Raw genomic sequence first — 20,183 nt, forward strand, 5'->3', positions numbered from 1 at the left:
CGGCTTACGCTGATAAAGCCGACGCCCCGGGGCGCGAATAAAATGCCTAAAGAACACCAAGACCCGTCAGGACGATGGCAATGACCATGGTGTAGATAATCAAACGTAGATACTTTGGTCCGCGCTTTGTGATGTAGAGGTACATGCCCATGACAACGCAGAAGGGCAGCAGGCCGGGAAGCATGCCATCCAGAATACTCTGAAGCGTCGTGGTCCCTCCGCCGCTCGTAAACTCAAGAGCCGTACTCACCTTCACATAGGAAGCAGAGAGGCATCCCACCATAAAAATGCCGAGAATACTCGCGATATCAATAACACGCTTGATGGCCCCCGAATGAAGAATCTCGGTCACGGCCTCACGGCCCAGCGTATATCCCTTTTGGAACAAGAACCAAGACCATCCACATGACCAGAGGATGTAAACAAGGCCAGGAATAAAGGCCGCGATAACAGAGCCCTGCAGGGCCATCGGAACGAATATGCCCAGGGGAATAGTGGCCACTATCCCCTGATCAACCGAGTCGCCGATACCCGCAAGGGGTCCCATAAGGCCAATCTTGATTGACTGAATCATGTCGGCCGTAATTTCCTCAGCTCCATTGGCGCGCTGTTCTTCGAGGGAAATCACGATGCCATGGATAACGCTGCCCCAGTCACAGTTCGTGTTAAACATGGACGTGTGACGCTCAAAAGCAGCCCTGAGCTCATCGGGATCATTTTTGTACAGCTTTTGCAGAACTTTATTCATGGAATAGGAAAACGCAAGCGCCTGCATACGATCAAAGCTTACCGGAACCTCGACGGCGAGGCACCATTTCCACCAAGCCTTGAGCAGGTCGGTCTTGGTAACAGCAGAAACATTCTCAGACTTCATCACGTTCTCTATGCTGTCCTGTACGGCTTTCTGATCCATAACGGGTTCTTCCTGTCCCCTAGCGCTGTCTCCGTTAGACATCAAGAACCTCCTTCTCGTTGTGCTGTACGAACAGAGACGCAATCATGGCGAAGCACAGACCAATGACAGCTCCCGTAAGCATCGAGAAGCCAAGGAGCTCGTAGAGGAAGAAGCCCAGGACAAAGAAGGGAAGGTAGTGCCTCTTGCCCATAACCACGAGCGTCAGGGCAAAACCGAGGGCGGGAAGCATATTGCCCGCGTTACTAAGCCCACCCATTACCCACTGCGGTATGACATCAAGGAAGGCCTGAACAGCGGAGGGGCCTACCAACGTGGCGATAAAGACCGGGGTAAAATACAGAACCCCGTTCGCGAGCCAGGGGATGAGAAACGAAAACTTAGCAAGCGCATCGTATTTTCCCTCGACGACCAGCTGGTCACCCTTAGTATTAAAGAAGGAGTTGATCGTCCTGCGCACATTGTTGATGAGGACTCCAAGGACACCGAACGGCACCGCCAATGCTACGGCCGTACCCGGGTCAAGTCCGTTTACCAGCGCTGCCGGAATGGCGATGCAAGCGGCAAGCCCCTGGTCGGAGGGGATGTTACCCCCAGCCTCAATGCCGCCCATATACATGAGCTGGATGCTTGCGCCCAGGAGCAGTCCCATTTGGACATCCCCGTAAATCGCGCCTATGACGACACCGAGGACGACGGGTTTGCGAAACGCAAAGGAAAAGTAATAGAAAGCTCGTCCCATAGAGACCCAGTACACCAGTCCTACGAGAACCGCGCGGAGAACATCGTTCATTGCTTCCTCCCCCAGCTCTATTTAATGATTAAATTTTTCAGCGACTTTTTCGAGCGAGGCAACTGGGTAGTCGGTTGTGGTTTGAAAGTAGATTTCCACCCCAGTCGCTTGGATTTCGAGAAGGGTGTCCAGGTCCCTCTGGTCAAGCGTTATGGGCCCGTGTACCGCTTTTCGTCCCGCCGCCCCACCAAGGCCACCAATTTGGACGCGCGTGAATTGCACACCTGCGTCAACTGCGGTCTTGAGTGCCTGCACGTTTTTAAGCAGCAGCATGACACGACCGGAATCAAGCTCCCCATTTGACTGGGCTGCCACCGCCTCATTCGCAGATACGATGACGATTTTTACTCCTTTTGGAGCTGCCATCTTAAAGACATCCTGCATAAAGGAGTCGTTACGCAGGTCGTCATCAATTGTCACGATTTTATTGATGTTGTAAAAGCTCATCCAATTAGTGATCACCTGCCCGTGGATAAGTCGGTAGTCGACTCTTGTCAGCTCTACGCCCATGAATCCCCTTTCTACAAAACCTGACCTATCTCGACACTGTTCTCTGCATCCCACCGTCAAATTCCTCTTGTAATCCTCTGAGGTGCAACGTTAAACCAAGTAACTGCACCCGTTTCCTCTCTCTTCCGTCAAATGCGGGGAAATCGACTTCTCTCTTTCAACCTTTTGGTAATCACACCCAACTTCTCTTTTGATTTAACGTTAAACCTACTGGTGCAGCACCATTAAAAGGCATGGATTATGAATAGGAGGTATCGCTACCGCGAAAGGACCAAATTTATCGGTAACCGGTATTGGAACGCCTATGACAATGGTCGGACTGTATCACCCAGTCGAATGCAGACGTCCAGCACAATCTCGATGGGATCGCCCTGTTCGCCCGCTAGACGACGATTCATCAGTTCAAATGAGCGTCGCGCGAGTTCTGACATGTTCTGGATGACCGTAGTTGCCGGAGGGTCCACGAGAAAGTCTGACTCGCTTTGGTCAAAGCTCACAAGTGAGTAGTCCTCCGGCACACGTCGACCCCTCTTTTGCAGGGCCCTTCGCAAACCAAGAGCGATGTAGTCACTCCCCGCTACGATGGCGGTTGTATCGGTCTTTAGGACCTTCTCACCTGCTTCATACCCGCCGAGCATGGTATAGCTACTCTCGATAAGGTACTCGGGCCTCAGGATAAGACCATGGTTCTCAAGAGCCTCCACATAGCCTCGAAACCTTGCACGACCCGTATTGGACCCACTTGTATTAGCTACACAACAGATTTTTGTATGGCCATTATCCAAAAGTAGCTTGGTCGCCTCATAGCCTCCGCGCTCGTTGTCAAAGTAGACACGATCGCACCTATAATTCACCAGATAGCGGTTGACCATGACGTAGGGAACAGGGAGATCCTCCAGGACATAGATGAGTTCCTTGCTCTCATACGACTCATTGCTAGGAACAAAGAAGATGCCATCCACGCCTCGCTCAACGAGCTGGGCCATGGTCGCAAGATCGCGCTCAAGCCGGTCGTTCGTATTGGCAATAAACAGCCCAAAGCCCTCTTTCTGACAGAGCCCCTCAAGATTCTTCGTATATGAAGTGTAGGTGCGACTCTCTATGCTGGGGATGATAAGTCCAAAAGTCTTAGAACGCCGAGAGACCAAACTCCGAGCAATGCGATTGGGAAGATACTTTCGCTCCTTTGCCACGCGTACGATTTCCTCACGTTTCTCCTCAGATACGCGCACGGGGTGACCGTTGAGCACACCAGAGACAATCGTAATGGAGACGCCGACCTCATTGGCGATATCCTTCAGCGTTGTTTTGCTCCGCATGTGCCCTCACTGCCTTTTTCCTGCTGCTAAGTGTATTCATCTTACAAGATAAGGTGCCAGAATTAGCAGGTAACAGCCCTCTCATGAAATCAATCGAGGCTTCATTGACCGATGGAACGCTGCGGCGCGTTCATCGAACGCTACCGACAAGCGCGAGAAAGCAGCACGCTCGAGAGTGTATGCAATACTCTCACCACCTGCGGGGATTCTGGATGCGATGCATAAAGCAATCGCTGACTCTCACAAAAGTCAGAATCCTGGGAGGGAGATGCCGAGGGGCAAGCACCGAGAAAAGGGGCCGGAACCCGCAGGTCCCAGCCCCCATACCACACAAGTCAGATGTACGATCTAGAAGTCAACGTCCTCGTCGTTGTAGACGCACTCGAGAAGCTTCTCCATATCCTTCTGCGTGGGCTGGCGGGGGTTGGAGCCCGTGCAGGCGTCGAGCAGGGCATTGGCCGCGACATCGGCCTTCTTGGCCTTGAACTCGTCGTAGTCGATGATGGACTCGTCGGCCTTCACGCCGCCCTTGCCGTAGTTCTTGATGCCCTGGGGAATGTTGAGCTGATCATTGAGGTCGCGGATCTTCTGGACCAGGGCGGCCACGAGCTCGTCCTCCGTCTCGCCGGGGAGGTGCAGGATCTCGTGGGCAATGTAGGCGTAGCGAGTCTTGGCCCGGGTGTCCTTGGCATTGAACTGGATAACCTTGCCCAGGTACATGGCATTGGCGCAACCGTGAATGATATGGTCCCCGGAGTAGGCGGCCCCCGTCTTGTGCGCCATGGAGTGCACGATGCCGAGCAGGCCCGAGGAGAAGGCTATGCCGGCAAGGCACTGAGCCTCGTGCATGTGTGCGCGAGCCTCGTGGTCTCCCTGGTAGGATGCGGGCAGCCACTCGACGATCTCGCGGATGGCGTGCAGTGCGTTGGCGTCGGTGAACATCGAGCTCGCCGTGGAGACGTACGCCTCGATAGCGTGCGTCAGGGCATCCATGCCGGTGTGCGCGCACAGCTTGACGGGCATGGTGTAGGTGAGCTCGGGATCGACGATGGCCACGTCCGGCGTGATGTTGAAGTCGGCAAGAGGATACTTGATTCCCTTCTCGTAGTCCGTGATCACCGAGAAGGCCGTAACCTCAGTAGCGGTGCCGGACGTCGAGGAAATCGCGCAGAAGCGGGCCTTTGTGCGCAGCGTGGGAAAGCTGAACGGGACAACGGCTTCCTCAAAGGTCTCGTCAGGATACTCGTAAAAGAGCCACATGCCCTTGGCCGCGTCAATCGGAGAACCGCCGCCGATGCCGATGATCCAGTCAGGACCAAACTCCTCCATTGCCTTCGCGCCGCGCATGACGGTGTCAACGGAGGGGTCGGACTCAACGCCCTCAAAGATCTGGACCTCGAAGCCCGCCTCCTTGAGATCGGCCTCGACCTCCTGCAGGAAGCCGCCCCGGCGCATAGAGCCCCCGCCGGTGACTATCAGGGCCTTAGACCCCTTGAGCTTCTTCACCTCGTGGCGGGCTCCCTCGCCAAAGTACAGGTCGCGCGGATTGGTAAACTGTCCCATACGTTCTCCTCCGGTTCTCTGCCGTCGCCACCGCGACGGAATGTAAAACGGGGGAATCCCCCGTTTTTGGCAAACGAGACGGTCATCTCCTGGGCTTTCGGCGCACGGTAGGTAACTCTCGGTGTACGGACAGCTCAGACCCCATTAGAATATCAGAAATCCCTTGGCAACAATCCCTCATTTTGCATTCTCAGAGAGGCGTCGAAACGCAATCCCCTCGTATCTCACCACATCATATTCTTTAAGTATCTCCAACCTTTCGAGGAGAAAAAGCGACCCGAAACCACCAACGGACCTTCAAAGAGCCGCGGTTCAGAGAAACTCCCTGGGAAGGCCACTGCAGCGGAGCCACGCCGCATGTCCCGGGCATCTCGGCTACCATAGGAAGTCCGAAAGGAGGCTCGATGGCGCACGACCCAAAACGCGAGGACTACCAGCGACTGAGCCTGCGGTTCGCCCGCGAGCTCGACGCAGGTGACCCCGTTGCCGCCACCCGCGCGTTCGCGTCGTTTGGGCGCCGCTTCGCGCAGGATCGCGACAGCCTCCCCCAGTCTGACGCCGACCGAGCCTTCCACCTGGTCGTTCTAGCGGCCGAGGTCATCGACTACGAGCTCCCCTTTGCCACCGACGAGGCGGCCGAGAAGCTCATCCAACGCGGGAAGGACTTCCTGAACGAGGCGCTTCGACTTGACCCCTCCTGCCACGACGCGCTGAGGATGCGCTCCTCGTCCGAGGCCCCGACCGTCGACGCCCGCTATCGCTTTCTTGCGGGACACGTCAGGGAGGTTCGTGCGTCATGCGAGAAGATCCGCGACGAGGCGCGCGGGGGGCTGAGCGGCGAGCGCGCTACGCTCGCAGCCGACATCGCCCTGCGTCCCTACTGGCGCTGGCTGGCCTCGATGGCCGAGGAGGCCCTGATCTGCGGGCGCAACCATGATGCAATCGCCGCCGCCGAGGAGCTTCTCGCACAGGACCCGCACGACACCTCGGACGTTCGCTTTACGCTCGCCTACGCGCTCGCCAAGCTCGAGGACGAGGAGGGGCTGAGCGAGCTCTCCCGACGCTACGCGTCCCTCTGCCCGCTGCGTCCGGCCGACGACGCCTGGATTACGCTGGCACGCATCTCCCTTGCCCACAAGCGCTGCGACTTTGCCTCTGCGCGCGAGCAGCTCGCGCGGCTCCTCGCGACCTATCCCGGAACCGGCTCGGCCCTCATTCGCCAGAGCGAGCTTCCTGACGGCGAGTTCGCCCGGCTGCGTGTAACGCCCTACAGCGAGGACGAGCTCATCCTTGCCGTGAGCGAGGGCATTGTCCTTTTGCAGGAGGGTAGCGCGAGGAGCGGCAAGGGAGTCCTCGGCTCCTGGATTGCACGCGAGGTCGCGCGGATGGACCCGCACGCCACCGAGGAGGCCCTGCACATGGGGCGCAACGAGGGGGCGCAGAGCTCGTGAACGCCTGGGGTGAGCTGGTGGAGCGCTGCGCCACACATCGGCGCGAGAAGATTGGGCCCCTCTCCGACGAGGCCTATGCAGAGCTTTTGCTCGCGGTGCGCCACGACCCCGCGTCATTTATCGACGATCCTTCCGAACAGGCATTCCTTGGGCTCGCACAAGCACTTGACGCCTACCACGAGAGCCTGGACGACGAAGATCTCCTGGATGACGAGGCCTACCAGGCGGCGCGAACCCGGCGTCTCTCGGCCCTTGCCGAACACTGCGCCGAGGTGTCCACAACTGACGAGAAATGCCTAGACGCTCGCCTCGTGCGAATCCTTGCAAGCGACCTCGACCCCGACCCGCTGCTCGAGGAGCTTATTGGCCTGGAGCAGGCGGTTGCCAAGGACCTGCCCATCGATGCCGCGCCGAGCTCCGATCTCTGGCCGGACGTCTTCTGCCGCCCGCGCCTCAGGCTGCGCGCTGCCGTGGCGCGGACCTGTCTGGACGGGGCGCGCTTCCGCATGGCTGCGAGCGCGGCAGCCTCCGTGATCGACGCCTCCCCGAGCGATCCGGTGGGCGCGCGTCATACCTACGCGCTTGCCTTGGCGCGCCTCGAGGATGAGCCTGGGTTTGATGCGCTCGACGCACGGTTTTCTCGCCAGGGAAGTCCCTGGTTGCACCTCGCGCGCACGATCCTGCTCTACAAGCTCAACCGGATGAGCGCCGCTCGCCGTGCGCTGCGCGGGTTCGACGAACTCAACGTAGGAGGTGCCTACGCGCTGCTACGTCCCGCCTACGTTGAGATCTATCTCCCCGACCGACCCAAGGTGAGCCCCGGCGGACTCGAGGAGGGCACGTTCGCCGTGCGAGAGGCAGAGCCCATCATCGCTGACATCCCCGATTTCATCGGCTGGTGTCAGGATCATGACTGGTTCGTTCGCTCCGCCGAGCGCTTTGCTGAGGAGAACGACCTGGACTGGTAGAGCCATCTGCCGTGTCAGCTATTTCGTATGAGGTTGATGAGCTCCGCCCTGCGTAGCTTGGAGTAGCCGTGCAGCCCGAGCTCCCTTGCACGGTGGCACAGCTCAGCAACGGTGCGGTCGGGCAGGTCCTCCGCCTTTTCCTTAGTAGCGAGAAAGCCCCTAGAAAGGGAAAACACGGGCACCCCAGGTGAGTGCCCGTGCAATACGAGTCGGGTGCCCCCAACGGGACTCGAACCCGTGTTACCGCCTTGAAAGGGCGGTGTCCTAGGCCACTAGACGATGGGGACGCAGGGCAGAGTATATCAGACGCCCGTCGGAGGATTCGCGAGGTGTCTTTTCGAAGCAGCACATGGGCCCTTTTCGGGTTTGGGTTCTCCGTGACAGACGATTCGAGAAGAGAATCGAGAAAAGACCAGATGGCAGATGCCCCTATATCCGCCGAGCCCCTCCGATGAACCCAAACTCAACTTCGAGTTTGGGTTCGCCCCAGTAACGATTTGATGGCACTACCTCAGAAAACATGAATGAATCGAGCAGGGCTCCAAAAAAAGCCTATTCCGAGAACCCAAACCCGAAAAGAGGTGATGGTAGGGGCGGTGGGACTCGAACCCACAATCCTTTCGGCTGCGGATTTTAAGTCCGCTGCGTATGCCAATTCCGCCACGCCCCCGTGTCTATGAACATCCTAGCGCAGCGGACGCAGAGCGGGCTTCCAGACCACGGGAGACTCGACGCCGCAGAGCTCGGCAGCCGCCGCGAGCGCCAAGCCAAAGAGCAGGTCGGACTCGCTGACCACCAGCCGCTCGAAGCCCGTCTGGCGCATGAGCTCCGCCACGGCCACCGCCCCGCCCAGCATCACGGGGGCGCGCTTCTCCTGCAGGCCTGGCAGCGCGGCGCGCTCCTCCACCGTCAAGCCGGCGAGAAGCGCCTCGAGTTCCTCGACCCGACTCCGGGAGAGCGTGGCAAGATGAACGCGCGCGGGATCGTAGGGATCGAGCCGCGCGTCAATCGCCACCAGGCTGGTCACGGTGCCGCCGCAGACGACGAGCTCCTCGGGAGCGGCAGGGGCGTCCTTGTCCGAGCGCGCGGATTTCGCAGCTCGCAGGCCGCCCCTCTCGACAGCGCCCCTGAAGGCCGAAGCCGCAAACTCGTGAGCAGCGGCAAGGTCATCCGCAGAAGGCAGAGGCCCAGCTGAGAGGTACTTCTCCGTAACGCGTCGGCACCCCACGTCAACAGACGTAACAAATCCCAGGTCGAAGGCTCCGTCAGTACCCAAGGAGCCCAGCGCGAGCTCGGTGGAGCCGCCTCCGTTATCGGCCACCATAATCCGCTTGCCCCTAAAGTCCTGGGCCACGCCCAGAAACGTGAGGGTACCCTCAAGCTCACCGGGGATGATCACTGGCTCGAGTCCGATTGAGCCCAGCGCGGCTCCTAGCTCGCGCGCGTTTCTGGCGTCACGCGCCGCGCTCGTCAGGGTACAGCAGACGACCTCGGCCTTTGCCTCGCGAGCGGACTCGACGTAGCCCCGCGCGCACAGAAAGACGCGCTCCATGGCCTCCTGCTTGAGCTCCCCCGTCTGGTCCACGTTCTCACCGAGGTTGCAGATCTCGGAGTGCTTGGCAAGGCGCACCACGCGGCCGCCCTCGACGTCAGCCACGGCAAGACGGGCGGTCACGGTCCCGATGTCGATGCAGGCAATGCGTCGCATCATTGCGCCTGGTACTGGAAGACGAAGTCGCCCAGGCTCAGGTACCAGGGGAGCTCCGTCGCAGTCGTGTCTTGGCTAGTGGAGTCGTCCTCGTCCATGCCCTCCACGACCACGCCCGTCTCGCCCTCGCTCACGTAGCCCTTCTTGCGCGCCTCGTCCTCGATGCCCTCGCGCGACTGCAGGCGTTCGATGTCACTTTGGTACTCGTCGTTGCTCTGGTCGAGCCCAGAGATCTGCGAGCCCAGACTCTGACCGTCTCTCCAGGCGACGTACAGCCCCTGAGCGGGGGCGTAGAGCGCCACGACGACCAGGGCCAGAGCGGCAAAGACGATAAGGGGCACGCGGAAGCGCCGGACCAGACCAGAAAGGGCGCCGACCTTCTCGCCCGCGCGAGAGACCTTCTTGCGCGGGGGCTTCGACGCGCGCGTGCTCCCCACCGGAATGCGACCCGTCGAGTCAAGCGAGGGGCGCGCGGCTGCGCGGCCGGCGCGCACGCCTGACGTAATTTTTGAGGAAGACTCGCTCATGCCACAGCTTCGTTTCTTGATCGTTTGGGCAAAGCCAGGCGCAACGAGGTCGCGCCCTCCTCTTTTATACCAGACGCATCCGCGCGCAACGAGAAGGTCAGGCCATCTCCTCTTGCTTCGCACGCCCCCAGAGCACGTTAAGCTCCGTCGTGCCTAGGGAATCGAGCTCGCGTCCACTCTGTCGCGCAAGCTCCTCCATGCGCGACCAGCGAGCGCGAAACTTCCGGTTGGAAGCGGCAAGAGCCTCCTCGGCGTCGATTCCCTCACGACGCGCAACGTTGACCAGGGCGAAGAGCAGGTCACCGAACTCAAGGGAGCGAGCGTCGGTTCCCGGCTCCTCACGCTCAAACTCCACGCGCTCCTCGGCGACCTTGTCCCAGACGTCGTCCACGGTCTCCCACTCAAAGCCTGACTTAGCCGCGCGCTTGGAAATCTTCTGCGCCTGCATGAGGGCGGGCAGAGAGTGGGGCACAGAGTCGAGAATCCCCGGCTCGGGAGCGTCCCCCTCCCCTGCCGCCGCGCGCTCGGCACGCTTGACGTCATCCCAGATGTCCATGACCTCGTCGCCGTTTGCGGCTGCCGCAAGATCGCCGAAAACGTGTGGATGACGGCGGACGAGCTTCTCGTTGAGTTCGCGGGCCACATCGTCTATGTCAAAGACGCCGTCATCGGACGAGATCTGCGCGTGGAGAAGGACCTGCTCGAGCACGTCCCCCAGCTCTTCACGCAGGTGACCGGTGTCGTCGGCCTCTATGGCGTCGACGGCTTCGTAGGCCTCCTCAATCATGTTCTTGGTGATGGAGCGGTGCGTCTGCTCGCGGTCCCACGGGCAGCCGTCGGGCTGGCGCAGTCGCCAGATGGTGCGCACGAGCCGGTCGAACTCAGGGTGCGTCATCGGAGCGCCGGGGCGCGCGGCGTTCTCGGCGTCCACGCGGTCTGCGGCAGAGGCGGTGTCGTCGGACATGGTGCTCCTCTCGTTGGCTGGGGCCATTCTAGCGCGGGACTGAATCCCCCCAGGTCCTCGGCAACTCTGACTTTTGTGAGAGACAACCGAAGATTTATGCATGAGTGTCCATGAAATACCTGTTGAGCGGACAACTCTGCGCACTTTCCGTCACCTCACTCTCACAAACGTCAGAATTTGGGACAGCACTACAGGATAAATTGGACGGAGCTGCACAACAGAACGACGGCATGGAGGACACCCTGCAGAGAAAGGGTCCTGCGAGCGAGAGGGCAAGCTCGTCGCGTCTTCCTACAAAGAAGTGACGCCCCATGCAGACAGTGCCTCTTCAGCGTCCAGGAAAGAGACAGTACTCCTTAATGCGGGGGCTAAAGGCTCAGCTCGTACCGACTCCCCACGAAGTAATCCCGCCCGATACAAGCGGGATTCCCTCCTGAGTCCACATAGTGATTAATTGTATATATGAGAGGGTCCCCAACGGGAATATCCAGGCGGGAGGATTGTTCAACTGTAGCGCGCACGGCACTTATCCTCCATATGGTACTTGACACGGGTCTCCTGCCCGTCACCTCATAAAGCGTGTCAAATATAGATTTATTCTCCAGCGGCATAGAGAACAAAGTGGCTGCCCAATCGTAGGGAAGAAAAATATTCTCATCGAGGACGGGTACCTCATCAGCCGTTCTGATGCGATGAATGTATAGAAGAAGAGCCCCTTCCTCTATGCCAAAGAACTCAATCTCCTGGGGGCGCGCAGGCACGATTTGTCGATCTATCAAATGCGCCCCCTGCATAACCCCGCCATCTTTACACATAGAGGAAAATGAGCGCACCTCACGCGATTGCGAGAGACGTCGATATAAGCGAGACTTCCCCACAAATGTGCCCCGCCCTTGCTTCTTGTTAAGGAATCCATCCGAGCAAAGGCCCTCAATCGCTCTTCGTACGGTTATTCGACTCACATCATATTCCTTGCTTAGCTCTGCTTCTGAAGGGATACGATCTCCCGTCTTGTAGACCCCGCTCTCGATGGAATCTTTAATGTCCGCATAAATCTGCTGATAAAGAGGGGTTGACCCCAAATCGGTCATATTGTTTCCTTTGCCTCTCTATAGTTGCTCAAAAAGTCTGCCGTCCTTCAGCTATTGGAGTATGCTACACGTCTTATGACAGCCAGGCGGTCTCATGTTTTTAGACTGGGGCCCGATTGTTGTGTCTGCAGGTCTGGTCGACTCAGCAAAAATGGGACGAGCTTTCACCCGTCCCATCAATAGGCCGCACTTGCTTGAAACCTAATACTCGAGCTTCCACATGTAGCGACGCTTGGTCAGCGGGTGCTGGCGCAGGTCGGCGAGGTGCTCGGCAAAGACGCGCATTGCCGCCGTATGCACGATCGGGTTGAAGTACGTGGCCACCGAGGCGGGAACCGCGCCGGAAAGGCCGAAGTCCTTGGCGTCGATGACGAGGCAGCGCGCGTCGAAGCGCTGGAGGAAGGTGAGGACGCGGGCGTCCATGGGGCGCGTCTTCCCGTCAGCCATGAAGAGCACGAAGTTGTGCTTGTCGTCGGTGAGCTCGAAGGGGCCGTGGAAGAACTCGCCCGAGTTGTAGTTTCCGGAGTTGATCCACTGCATCTCCATCATGAGAAACATGGAGGTGGAGTAGGCGACCTTCTCGCTGGCACCAGAGGCGATGAAGTAGATGCACTCGTCGTCCTTGTGCTCCTGGGCCCAGTCCTCGGCGACCTTGCCCACGGACTGAGCGGCGTTCTCGGCCACCTCGAAGACCTTGGAGAACCCCTCGATCATGTCGTCATAGTGGTCGTAGCCCTCCACCTGCTGGAGGATCTCCAGAGCAACGGCAAGGGCATAGCCCACCTTCTCGGCCTTGGCGGCGTAGTTTGCCTCGAAGCCGTGAACGATCACATGGTCGACGCCCTTGGTGAGCGCGGACCCGGGGACGTGGGTGAGGGCGACCACGAGGGCGCCCGCAGCCTTGGCGGTCTTGTTGGCCTCGACTGTCTCGGGGGTCCCGCCGCCGAGCGAGCAGGTGAGCACGAAGGTGTGCTCGTCGAGCCACGCCGGGGTGTCGTAGTTGAACTCGTTGGCCGTGAAGATCTGGACGTTCAGCGTCTTGGTGTTGTTGGCCAGGAAGTACTTGGCCGGGTAGAGCTCGGACATCGAGGCGCCGCAGCCCACGAAGGCGACGCTCGTGATCTTGTGGTTGGACAAAACGTCGGAGACAATCTGCTTGGGCTGGTCGAGATCAATGTCAAACATAGATGAATCCTCCTCCTGATTCGGTGACGTGGCCGTTGTGGCCGCGACAAATAGACCCGTGTCTACAAATATAGAATCTATATTTTTGTAATTGGAACCTTTTTCCTAGCAGGAGTCTGTTGGCTATAAATCGTAACCCCTAAACTAAGCAGCTCGCGTGTGTCGTTTTGCTCCTGCTCATCCAAGAAAACGCTCTCATCAATTTGCATTGATCCCTTTTTATTGAAGGTCGCACCATATTGTATTTCATTAAACGCAGAAGTTTTTTTGCAAACATCCACTAGCGCGGAGGTTGTCCCAAAGACCATCATGATGTTCTCATTGAGGGAAAGGATTTTGGGCATCTTTTCGATAGTTTTTGCAACTGTAAATATATTTAAACGAATTCCAGTAGGTTTTGCCAGCTTAAGCGCTGCGGATTTCATTTGATCGTTAGCAGCAGTGTCGTCCACCAAGATGATGCGCTGTGCACTCAGATGATTTACCCAAGCAGCCAGAATCTGGCCGTGAACGAGCCGATAGTCTAATCTCACAAGCCTAATCATAGGAGATCGTCTCCCTCTTCTTGTTGTGTGGCCGCTCTCATGAGAACTTCAGTATTCTGGATGCCCTCTCTGCCCCGATTAATCATCTCCTCCAGTTCCTCCTCACGAGGCGAATAATCGCAAAGTACCAGCTCTAAAATAAGGGGGAGATTCATACCCGTAATCACGGTAATCGCTGAATGATTCCCGTGAAGCTCTATCATCTGATTGGTTACGCTGCTACCAAGCATATCTGTGAGTATGTAGACGGTGTCCGCCGAATCGAATGTGCGGAGCAGGGCCTCAGTTCTGTCAATAATTTGCTCGGTATCATCGCGTTCGAGCGAAATAACACTCAGCTTGGAGACGTCGCCCGTAATCATCTCAATGGAGTCTCGAGCCCCTTCAGCAAGTCCACCATGTGACGCTAGTACAAGCCGATTCATAATCCCTCCTCATCTATTCTATTCATCATAGATGTTATATACCTATAAGTCCACCCCCGCCTATTTCTTTGCGTTCACGGTGCAAAAGGGCCCATTCGCGGAATGCTCTTTTATCTGGCTCTCTAGCGTAAAGACTACTATATATAACGTCTATAACGTATACTATGTTTATAGAATCCGACTTAGGGGGACCTGTGAAACAAAAACACATCGAGCTGGTGGCGATGAACCATCATTATCTATTTTTTGAGCTTGAGGATTTCTTTGCCTCCGCACACGAGTGCGGTTTCCAGAGCGTCGAGCTATGGACTGCGCCTCAACACTTCTTCATGGACTATCAGCAAAATGACCCAGTGACAAAAATAACTCGTCTCATGGATAGATATAGCATTCAGGTTATGGGTCTTTGCCCTGAGCAGACTAACCCCAAACCCCATAACATGGCTGCAAAGGATCCAAGCATCCAAGAGCGTGTGTATCTGTACTTTACTAGAGCCATAGATGTTGCCAAAGAAATCGGCGCCAGCCAAGTTCTGGTAACAAGCGGGTGGGCATTTTATAGCGAGCCCTTAACAGAAGCGCGCAAGCGCAGCGTAGAAATGCTAAAGAGAGTTTCTTCCTACGCTGAGAGGAAATCAATCAATCTCGCAATGGAGGCATTGCGTGCTCCCGAATCACTCATTGCAAATTCAGTCGAAGATCTTCACTCGCTCATTAAAAAAGTGGACTGCCCAGCCCTTAAAGTTTGTCTTGATATCGGTGCCATGGTCGCTGCGGGTGATACCATTCAGGGCTACTTTGACACGTTTGGTTCAGATGTTATTCACTCACACTTTGTTGACTGCGGCGAACGCTCTTTGCATCTCTCCCTGGGTGATGGCGAGCGGAATATAGCTCAAGACATTGAGGAATTCGCTCGAAACGAGTATCGAGGCGTCTTGAGTGTCGAATGCACTGATGCTCAGGCTTCTTACAATCCCAAGGCCGCCGACGCTCGTTCAATGGCAACATACAAGAGGGCCTATGAAGCCATTGATGATGGGGCGCATCTATAGCCATAGATGGAGGCACACTCCCACTTAACTCCTCCTCCGAGGTAGAGACCTTTAGGGATCTCTACCTCGGAGGCAAATCTGCCCCACCGCTGACACATAAAGTCGTTTAGTGCTCTCCTATTCATTATTTCTGCTTGCTTCCCAAGGACCGTTCCAGTATTAGATCTAATATTTCAATATATATATAGAAATAAATTCTTCGTATCTTTTGTTTGAGTTACGATATTTTCCTAAATCATGGGTTGTCTGGGCCTAAAGGAGGGGCCGGATTGCCGCCGGGCCCCTCCTTTAGGAACCACTTATTTAGTTAGGCGAGAAGGCCAAAGAAGCTGCACACTAGGCTGACCACAATACATCCTGACAAAAGCCATCCAAGCCCAATTTTCTTTTTTAGAAGGGTATAGAGCAGCCATGTAATAAGCAAGGGAATCATAGCGGGAAAGATCCCGTCAAAAACGCTCTGAAGTACAACAGCACCGTCTTGAAACTCAAGAGGAGTGGTAATTCCGATCATTGTCGCAATCATAGCACCCACGGTCATCAGCCCGACTACGCTCGCCACATACATGACTCGGTCCATGATTCCACCGTCTTGGAGCTGCTTGACGTAGTCGGTGCCTAGCGTATAACCAACTTTCCCACCAAACCATGTAATGAGAGTTTTTGGGACACCCGAAATGATAAGAGCCAGAATAGGACCGAGAATTGATCCCTGCGCAGCAAGCGAAGCGCCCAGTCCGAAGGAAATTATTCGAAGTGTACCTTCAAGTAGAGAATCCCCGATACCTGACAAAGGTCCCATCAAAGAAACCTTCAGAGAGTTGATGACCTCTGGATTAAAATCCTCAGGATTACGCCCATATTCCTCTTCCATTGATGCGGCTAGGCCAAGAACAAAGCTGTTGAGCTGCTGAGTAATGTTATATAGGGCGGTATGGCGGTGATACGCCTCTTTTTTTCTTGCAAGAATCTCTGGATCGGACTCATCCGTATAAATTCGATCAAGTGTGGGAGCTATGCTATAGAGGAAACCTAGGTTCATTTGGCCTTGATAATTCCATGAGCTCTGAATGGCCCATGTCCGCCAGAAAAACTGCCACAGCCTTTTCCTCTCTGAAACTGGCTTCGGTTCAAGGCTCTTTAGCTCACTCTTCTGCTTGGCATCAATCGGGCTGTCAGTATCCTGTGTCATGTAAATAGCTCCCTTCGCTACTCGTCATCCTCAAGGGGGTCATACTGGTCTAAGTCTTGTGCCGCAGCTCTGGTGGCACCCCCATCACGGAATTTCAGCCCCATTAGAAGCAGTCCAATCAACACGGCAAAAATAGCCATAGCTGTCACGTTGAGTCCTAGGAATGCTGCACCAAAGAACCCCAACAGGAAAAATATGGTCATGCTCTTCGTCAGCATGATGGTAAGAAGCAAAGCCATGCCGAGGGCTGTGAGCATGTTGCCTGCAAGGGATAGACCACTGGTAACCCATGCGGGAATTGCGTTGACAAGCTGTTGGACAAAATCAGTCCCTATGTAAATAGCGAGGAAGATGGGAACGAAATACATAAGAGCATAAAGTATATTGCCCCAGATTATGTGCAGATGAAGGGCCTGCGTGAACTTACCCTCGTCAATTAGGGCGTCGGTCCTCGTGCTGAACGCAGAGAGGACCATTCGTATGGCAAGACCAAGAGCTTGCCCAAGCATGGCAACAGGCACCGCAATTGTCAGAGCAGCTTCTGGGCCCGCTCCCGTTAGAATGACAAAAGCAGTTGCCACTATAGAGCCCATATTCATATCGGGAATCATCGATGCGCCCACGTTAATAAGCCCAATGCTCATGAGCTCGAGCGTAGCCCCCGCCGCAAGTGCGGTAGGAATGTCTCCAAGTACGATACCAACCATCGTCGCCCCGATAAGAGGACGTTCGACACTCAAACGCCCAAGTAAGCGGGAATCCATAATGCAGATGACGCCTACTAAGCCAACAACAACAGCAGCATAGAGCTGGTTCATCTACGTCTCCTTCCAACTTATTTCATCGCCATGTCCGATAACTAAAGACAATCTCCGCAATCCCCTTTCTTTCTCTTTTGGTATTAGTCATTATATACGTCTTATATGTTTAAGCCATATTTTGTCCTTTATGGAGATGAGCGGTCAGATATTTCGGTAAGCGGTCACTCCTAACTTCCCATAGGACGGTCATCTTCTACTCTCTCTTGCTGGCTGCGTTTGCTTCCAGATCCCGCCTTCTATAAAAGCAATCCAGCTCTCTCCCATGCTTTGCCTCTTATGGGAATCATGCGAAGATTTATGCATAGACCTTCACAAAACAACCGTTGAAAGACTGGCTCCATGCACTCGAAGCCCCCGACTCTCACAAAAGTCAGGGCGGGGGCAGCAAGGGCGACAATCCGTGGGCATGACCGCACCGCACTTACCCCCACCCCCCACCACCAGTGACGGAGCCGCTGGCGGGGAACACTGCCTCCTAAAAAGAGGCTGTTATAGTGAGGGCGCCGTTCAGATCGCCCGTCTACACGGGTCGCATGCCAAGGAGATTTATGACGTGTACGCCGTCCCCACAAACATCCTCGCCCTCGATCAACCGTCGCACATTCCTCAAAGCAGGAGCAGCTGGCCTCGCTGTGGCGGCAGGCTTGGGCCTGGCGCCCCTTCCCGCCTTTGCTGAGGGCGCCCAGGGTTCCGGCAACACAGACGTCGAAGCCGTACTCGCCGGAATGAGCCGCCGCCAGAAGATAGCGCAGAAGCTCATGCCCGACTTCAGGAAGTGGGCTCAGGACGGCACGGTGGCTGACTTCACCGTAATGAACGCTGAGGTCGCAGGCATTGTAGACAAATATGACTTTAGCGGCGTCATCCTGTTCGCCAACAATGTCAAAGAAACCGAGCAGACCCTGCGGCTGTGCAGGGGTCTGCAGGACGCCGTCGTGGGCAATGCAAGTGGCAATTCCTTCGGAGACGTCCCCCTGCTCCTCACCATTGACCAGGAGGGCGGAATCGTATACCGCCTGGGCAGTGGCACGGGCCTGCCCGGAAACATGGCCGTGGGGGCCACGCGCAGCGTCGAGGACGCGCGGGACTGTGGGGAGGTAATAGGTCGGGAGCTCTCGGCCCTGGGCATCAACGTCAACTTCGCGCCGGTGCTCGACGTCAACAGCAATCCCAATAACCCCGTGATCGGCTTGCGCTCGATAGGTAGCAAGCCTGAGCTCGTCTCCGAGCTGGGCGTCCCCATGATGCAGGGCGTGCAAGCCCATAACGTGGCCGTTTCTGCAAAGCACTTCCCCGGTCACGGAGACGCTGGGACCGACTCTCACACGGGCCTTCCCCGCATCGAGAAGACCCAGGAGGAGCTGGAGGCCGTCGACTTCGCACCGTTCAAGGCGGCTATTAAGGCGGGCGCGGACATGCTCATGACCGCCCACATCCAGTATCCCAAGGTCGAGACCGGGACGGCAACCTCAACCAATCCCGATACGGGCGAAATCGAGCTCCCCGCCACCTTGTCCCACATCTTCATGACCGACATCCTCCGCACCGAGATGGGCTTCACGGGCGTCTCAGTCACGGACGCCCTGAATATGATGGCCATCGCCAGCAACTTCGACTACATCGACGCCGTGAGGCGCACCTTCCTGGCGGGTGTCGACATAGCGCTCATGCCCCTGTCTCTGACCTCATCCGATGACCTGCCCCGACTCGACGCGCTCATCGACACGCTTGAGCAGGACAGCTCAATCACCGACGCCTACCTCGACGAGTCCGTCAGGCGCATTCTCGCGCTCAAGAAGAAGCGCGGCATCCTGGACTACGCCTCCACGGCAGGAGACATCGACGCGGCCCTCTCGGAGACGCTTGCCACCGTGGGCAGCGCCGAGAACCGCTCCGTCGAGCGCGAGGTCTCTGCTGACGCCGTCACCGTGGTCAAGAACGAGGGGGGCGTCCTGCCGCTGTGCCCCTCCTCCGGAGACCACGTCCTTCTTGTCGCGGCATACCAAAACGAGAGGCCCGGGATGGAGCTGGCAATGCGCCGCCTCATCGCCGAGGGAAAGATTCCCGAAGACGTCACCTACAAGTCCATAGACTACGCCGAGACCTATGGCGATCCCGCGCTTGCCCTCGAGGCCATTCTCCCCGAGGTGTCCGAGGCCACCCAGGTCGTAGTGATCTCCGAGGTTGGCAGGACGTCCAACCTCAATCCTCAGCTGAAGAGTGTTTACAGCACCTACATTCCGACCCAGATCGCGATCAAGGCGAACGAGGCCAAAGTCCCCGTAGCAATCATGAGCATCTCTCTGCCGTACGACTGCGCGGTCTATGAGGATGCCCCGGCCGTGGCCGCCGTGTTTGGCAACATGGGCATGGATCCCACGGAAGCGCTGGCTCCCGCGACTGCCTTTGGCCCCAACATCCCTGCGGGGATCGAGGTCCTCATGGGCGGGCACGGGGCACAGGGCAAGCTCCCGGTCGACCTCTACGATGCCGTGGTGGATGACAACGGTGCTCACTTTAATATCGAGTCGATCGCGTATCCCTTTGGGTTTGGGCTCGAGTACGACCCCTGCGGAGAAAAGACCACCGTGGACACCACGGCGCTCGCGGCTACCGTCAAGGACATCGAGGACAACGTCGTTCCCAAGAAGGACACCTTCACCGCCGAGAGCTTCGCCGCGCTGCAAAGCGCCCTCGACGCCGCGAAGGCAGTCCTGGACGATCCCGATGCCACGCAAGAGCAGGTTGACCAGGCGCTGAAGGAGCTCACCGACGCGCGCGGCGCCCTCGTGACGGCTGGTGGTTCTCCGGAACCGGGCACGAATCCCCATCCCACGCCGGACACGGATGCAAACGACAAGAAGACCCCCAAGGGCAAGGTCCCCAACACGGGCGACCCCAGCCCCCTTGCCGCTCTCGCCGCCGCTGCGGTCGCTGGTGCCGCAGCCATTGGCGCAGGTCGCGCGATTGGTGCGAATGACGCAAAGGACGACGGCGAGTAGCCCCTTCTCGTCCTCGCGAGGTTTGAGGCCGACCGAAGGCACCCCTTCGGTCGGCCTCTTGTGTTTCTCGGCAATCGCGTTCTGACTTTTGTGGGAGTCAGACGAGAAAGTATGCATTTCTGTCTGTATTTACGCAGATAGAAGGTGATCT

Annotated in this window: 19 protein-coding genes and 2 tRNA genes; 4 read left to right on the forward strand and 17 right to left on the reverse strand. The window is 57.1% G+C overall.

The genetic code is table 11. The annotated features are described in order from the left end of the window. Window positions 1–46: 46 nt before the first annotated feature. From INP52_RS09190 to INP52_RS09210, 5 genes are all read right to left on the reverse strand, one after another. The gene (locus INP52_RS09190; RefSeq protein WP_228478333.1) at window positions 47–955 is read right to left on the reverse strand and encodes a PTS system mannose/fructose/sorbose family transporter subunit IID; all 909 of its coding nucleotides are present in this window, start codon (window positions 953–955) and stop codon (window positions 47–49) included. Continuing rightward, window positions 948–1,706 (reverse strand): PTS mannose/fructose/sorbose/N-acetylgalactosamine transporter subunit IIC, encoded by a 759-nt coding sequence (locus INP52_RS09195; RefSeq protein ID WP_194371118.1) that lies wholly within the window; start codon window positions 1,704–1,706, stop codon window positions 948–950. The genes INP52_RS09190 and INP52_RS09195 overlap by 8 nt, the downstream gene beginning before the upstream one ends. 21 nt (window positions 1,707–1,727) lie before the next feature. Next, window positions 1,728–2,216 (reverse strand): PTS system mannose/fructose/N-acetylgalactosamine-transporter subunit IIB, encoded by a 489-nt coding sequence (locus INP52_RS09200; protein WP_194371119.1) that lies wholly within the window; start codon window positions 2,214–2,216, stop codon window positions 1,728–1,730. A 302-nt stretch (window positions 2,217–2,518) separates the two neighbouring features. After that, window positions 2,519–3,535 (reverse strand): LacI family DNA-binding transcriptional regulator, encoded by a 1,017-nt coding sequence (locus tag INP52_RS09205; protein WP_194371121.1) that lies wholly within the window; start codon window positions 3,533–3,535, stop codon window positions 2,519–2,521. A gap of 348 nt (window positions 3,536–3,883) precedes the next feature. Then, window positions 3,884–5,098, reverse strand: a complete 1,215-nt coding sequence (locus INP52_RS09210) for an iron-containing alcohol dehydrogenase (RefSeq protein WP_194371123.1) — start codon at window positions 5,096–5,098, stop codon at window positions 3,884–3,886. A 404-nt stretch (window positions 5,099–5,502) separates the two neighbouring features. Between INP52_RS09210 and INP52_RS09215 the strand changes: the two genes are divergently transcribed. Together INP52_RS09215 and INP52_RS09220 are read left to right on the forward strand one after the other, a co-directional pair. Then, the gene (locus INP52_RS09215; RefSeq protein WP_194371126.1) at window positions 5,503–6,549 is read left to right on the forward strand and encodes a response regulator receiver protein; all 1,047 of its coding nucleotides are present in this window, start codon (window positions 5,503–5,505) and stop codon (window positions 6,547–6,549) included. Continuing rightward, entirely contained in the window at window positions 6,546–7,517 is a 972-nt protein-coding gene (locus tag INP52_RS09220; RefSeq protein ID WP_194371128.1) for a hypothetical protein, read from the forward strand. Before INP52_RS09215 ends, INP52_RS09220 begins: the two co-directional genes overlap by 4 nt. Before the next feature lie 14 nt (window positions 7,518–7,531). On the opposite strand, the gene INP52_RS10215 is transcribed toward INP52_RS09220, so the two are convergent. From INP52_RS10215 to INP52_RS09270, 10 genes are all read right to left on the reverse strand, one after another. Beyond that, window positions 7,532–7,699, reverse strand: coding sequence for a Rho termination factor N-terminal domain-containing protein (locus INP52_RS10215; protein WP_408647675.1), 168 nt, complete (start codon window positions 7,697–7,699; stop codon window positions 7,532–7,534). Window positions 7,700–7,731: 32 nt separating this feature from the next. Next, window positions 7,732–7,804: transfer RNA gene (locus tag INP52_RS09230), tRNA-Glu, on the reverse strand. Between the two features lie 298 nt (window positions 7,805–8,102). After that, window positions 8,103–8,187 (reverse strand) — tRNA-Leu (locus tag INP52_RS09235). Window positions 8,188–8,202: 15 nt separating this feature from the next. Next, window positions 8,203–9,225, reverse strand: coding sequence for a Ppx/GppA phosphatase family protein (locus INP52_RS09240; protein ID WP_194371132.1), 1,023 nt, complete (start codon window positions 9,223–9,225; stop codon window positions 8,203–8,205). Continuing rightward, window positions 9,225–9,752: a septum formation initiator family protein gene (locus tag INP52_RS09245; RefSeq protein WP_194371134.1), complete on the reverse strand. Its 528-nt coding sequence runs from the start codon at window positions 9,750–9,752 to the stop codon at window positions 9,225–9,227. Before INP52_RS09245 ends, INP52_RS09240 begins: the two co-directional genes overlap by 1 nt. Window positions 9,753–9,849: 97 nt before the next feature. Continuing rightward, window positions 9,850–10,716 (reverse strand): nucleoside triphosphate pyrophosphohydrolase, encoded by an 867-nt coding sequence (mazG, locus tag INP52_RS09250; protein ID WP_194371136.1) that lies wholly within the window; start codon window positions 10,714–10,716, stop codon window positions 9,850–9,852. Between the two features lie 368 nt (window positions 10,717–11,084). Beyond that, window positions 11,085–11,807, reverse strand: a complete 723-nt coding sequence (locus INP52_RS09255) for a GntR family transcriptional regulator (RefSeq protein ID WP_194371138.1) — start codon at window positions 11,805–11,807, stop codon at window positions 11,085–11,087. Window positions 11,808–12,008: 201 nt separating this feature from the next. After that, complete coding sequence (locus INP52_RS09260) at window positions 12,009–12,992, reverse strand: SIS domain-containing protein (RefSeq protein ID WP_194371140.1); 984 nt, start codon at window positions 12,990–12,992, stop codon at window positions 12,009–12,011. Window positions 12,993–13,069: 77 nt separating this feature from the next. Next, window positions 13,070–13,537, reverse strand: a complete 468-nt coding sequence (locus INP52_RS09265; protein WP_194371142.1) for a PTS sugar transporter subunit IIB — start codon at window positions 13,535–13,537, stop codon at window positions 13,070–13,072. Beyond that, on the reverse strand, window positions 13,534–13,962 hold the full coding sequence (locus tag INP52_RS09270; protein WP_194371144.1) for a PTS sugar transporter subunit IIA: 429 nt from the start codon (window positions 13,960–13,962) through the stop codon (window positions 13,534–13,536). Before INP52_RS09270 ends, INP52_RS09265 begins: the two co-directional genes overlap by 4 nt. Window positions 13,963–14,156: 194 nt before the next feature. Between INP52_RS09270 and INP52_RS09275 the strand changes: the two genes are divergently transcribed. Continuing rightward, a complete protein-coding gene (locus tag INP52_RS09275; RefSeq protein WP_228478334.1) occupies window positions 14,157–15,017 on the forward strand; it encodes a sugar phosphate isomerase/epimerase family protein in 861 nt (286 codons plus the stop codon). A gap of 307 nt (window positions 15,018–15,324) precedes the next feature. On the opposite strand, the gene INP52_RS09280 is transcribed toward INP52_RS09275, so the two are convergent. Together INP52_RS09280 and INP52_RS09285 are read right to left on the reverse strand one after the other, a co-directional pair. After that, window positions 15,325–16,209: a PTS system mannose/fructose/sorbose family transporter subunit IID gene (locus INP52_RS09280; protein WP_194371148.1), complete on the reverse strand. Its 885-nt coding sequence runs from the start codon at window positions 16,207–16,209 to the stop codon at window positions 15,325–15,327. A 17-nt stretch (window positions 16,210–16,226) separates the two neighbouring features. Beyond that, complete coding sequence (locus tag INP52_RS09285) at window positions 16,227–17,027, reverse strand: PTS mannose/fructose/sorbose/N-acetylgalactosamine transporter subunit IIC (protein WP_194371150.1); 801 nt, start codon at window positions 17,025–17,027, stop codon at window positions 16,227–16,229. Window positions 17,028–17,662: 635 nt separating this feature from the next. Here INP52_RS09285 and INP52_RS09290 point away from each other — a divergent pair. Continuing rightward, the gene (locus tag INP52_RS09290) at window positions 17,663–20,032 is read left to right on the forward strand and encodes a glycoside hydrolase family 3 N-terminal domain-containing protein (protein ID WP_228478335.1); all 2,370 of its coding nucleotides are present in this window, start codon (window positions 17,663–17,665) and stop codon (window positions 20,030–20,032) included. Window positions 20,033–20,183: the final 151 nt, after the last annotated feature.

This window comes from Thermophilibacter immobilis (assembly GCF_015277515.1).
GTDB classification, from domain to species: Bacteria; Actinomycetota; Coriobacteriia; order Coriobacteriales; family Atopobiaceae; genus Thermophilibacter; species Thermophilibacter immobilis.

What these genes read in the sequence shown, in the direction of transcription:
- INP52_RS09255 (WP_194371138.1), bottom strand. Translation starts at nt 11,807, where the DNA reads ATGACCGATTTGGGGTCAACCCCTCTTTATCAGCAGATTTATGCGGAC.
- INP52_RS09190 (WP_228478333.1), bottom strand. Translation starts at nt 955, where the DNA reads ATGTCTAACGGAGACAGCGCTAGGGGACAGGAAGAACCCGTTATGGAT.
- INP52_RS09280 (WP_194371148.1), bottom strand. Translation starts at nt 16,209, where the DNA reads ATGACACAGGATACTGACAGCCCGATTGATGCCAAGCAGAAGAGTGAG.
- INP52_RS09245 (WP_194371134.1), bottom strand. Translation starts at nt 9,752, where the DNA reads ATGAGCGAGTCTTCCTCAAAAATTACGTCAGGCGTGCGCGCCGGCCGC.
- INP52_RS09210 (WP_194371123.1), bottom strand. Translation starts at nt 5,098, where the DNA reads ATGGGACAGTTTACCAATCCGCGCGACCTGTACTTTGGCGAGGGAGCC.
- INP52_RS09265 (WP_194371142.1), bottom strand. Translation starts at nt 13,537, where the DNA reads ATGATTAGGCTTGTGAGATTAGACTATCGGCTCGTTCACGGCCAGATT.
- INP52_RS09200 (WP_194371119.1), bottom strand. Translation starts at nt 2,216, where the DNA reads ATGGGCGTAGAGCTGACAAGAGTCGACTACCGACTTATCCACGGGCAG.
- INP52_RS09205 (WP_194371121.1), bottom strand. Translation starts at nt 3,535, where the DNA reads ATGCGGAGCAAAACAACGCTGAAGGATATCGCCAATGAGGTCGGCGTC.
- INP52_RS09285 (WP_194371150.1), bottom strand. Translation starts at nt 17,027, where the DNA reads ATGAACCAGCTCTATGCTGCTGTTGTTGTTGGCTTAGTAGGCGTCATC.
- mazG (WP_194371136.1), bottom strand. Translation starts at nt 10,716, where the DNA reads ATGTCCGACGACACCGCCTCTGCCGCAGACCGCGTGGACGCCGAGAAC.
- INP52_RS09260 (WP_194371140.1), bottom strand. Translation starts at nt 12,992, where the DNA reads ATGTTTGACATTGATCTCGACCAGCCCAAGCAGATTGTCTCCGACGTT.
- INP52_RS09215 (WP_194371126.1), top strand. Translation starts at nt 5,503, where the DNA reads ATGGCGCACGACCCAAAACGCGAGGACTACCAGCGACTGAGCCTGCGG.
- INP52_RS09240 (WP_194371132.1), bottom strand. Translation starts at nt 9,225, where the DNA reads ATGCGACGCATTGCCTGCATCGACATCGGGACCGTGACCGCCCGTCTT.
- INP52_RS09270 (WP_194371144.1), bottom strand. Translation starts at nt 13,962, where the DNA reads ATGAATCGGCTTGTACTAGCGTCACATGGTGGACTTGCTGAAGGGGCT.
- INP52_RS09195 (WP_194371118.1), bottom strand. Translation starts at nt 1,706, where the DNA reads ATGAACGATGTTCTCCGCGCGGTTCTCGTAGGACTGGTGTACTGGGTC.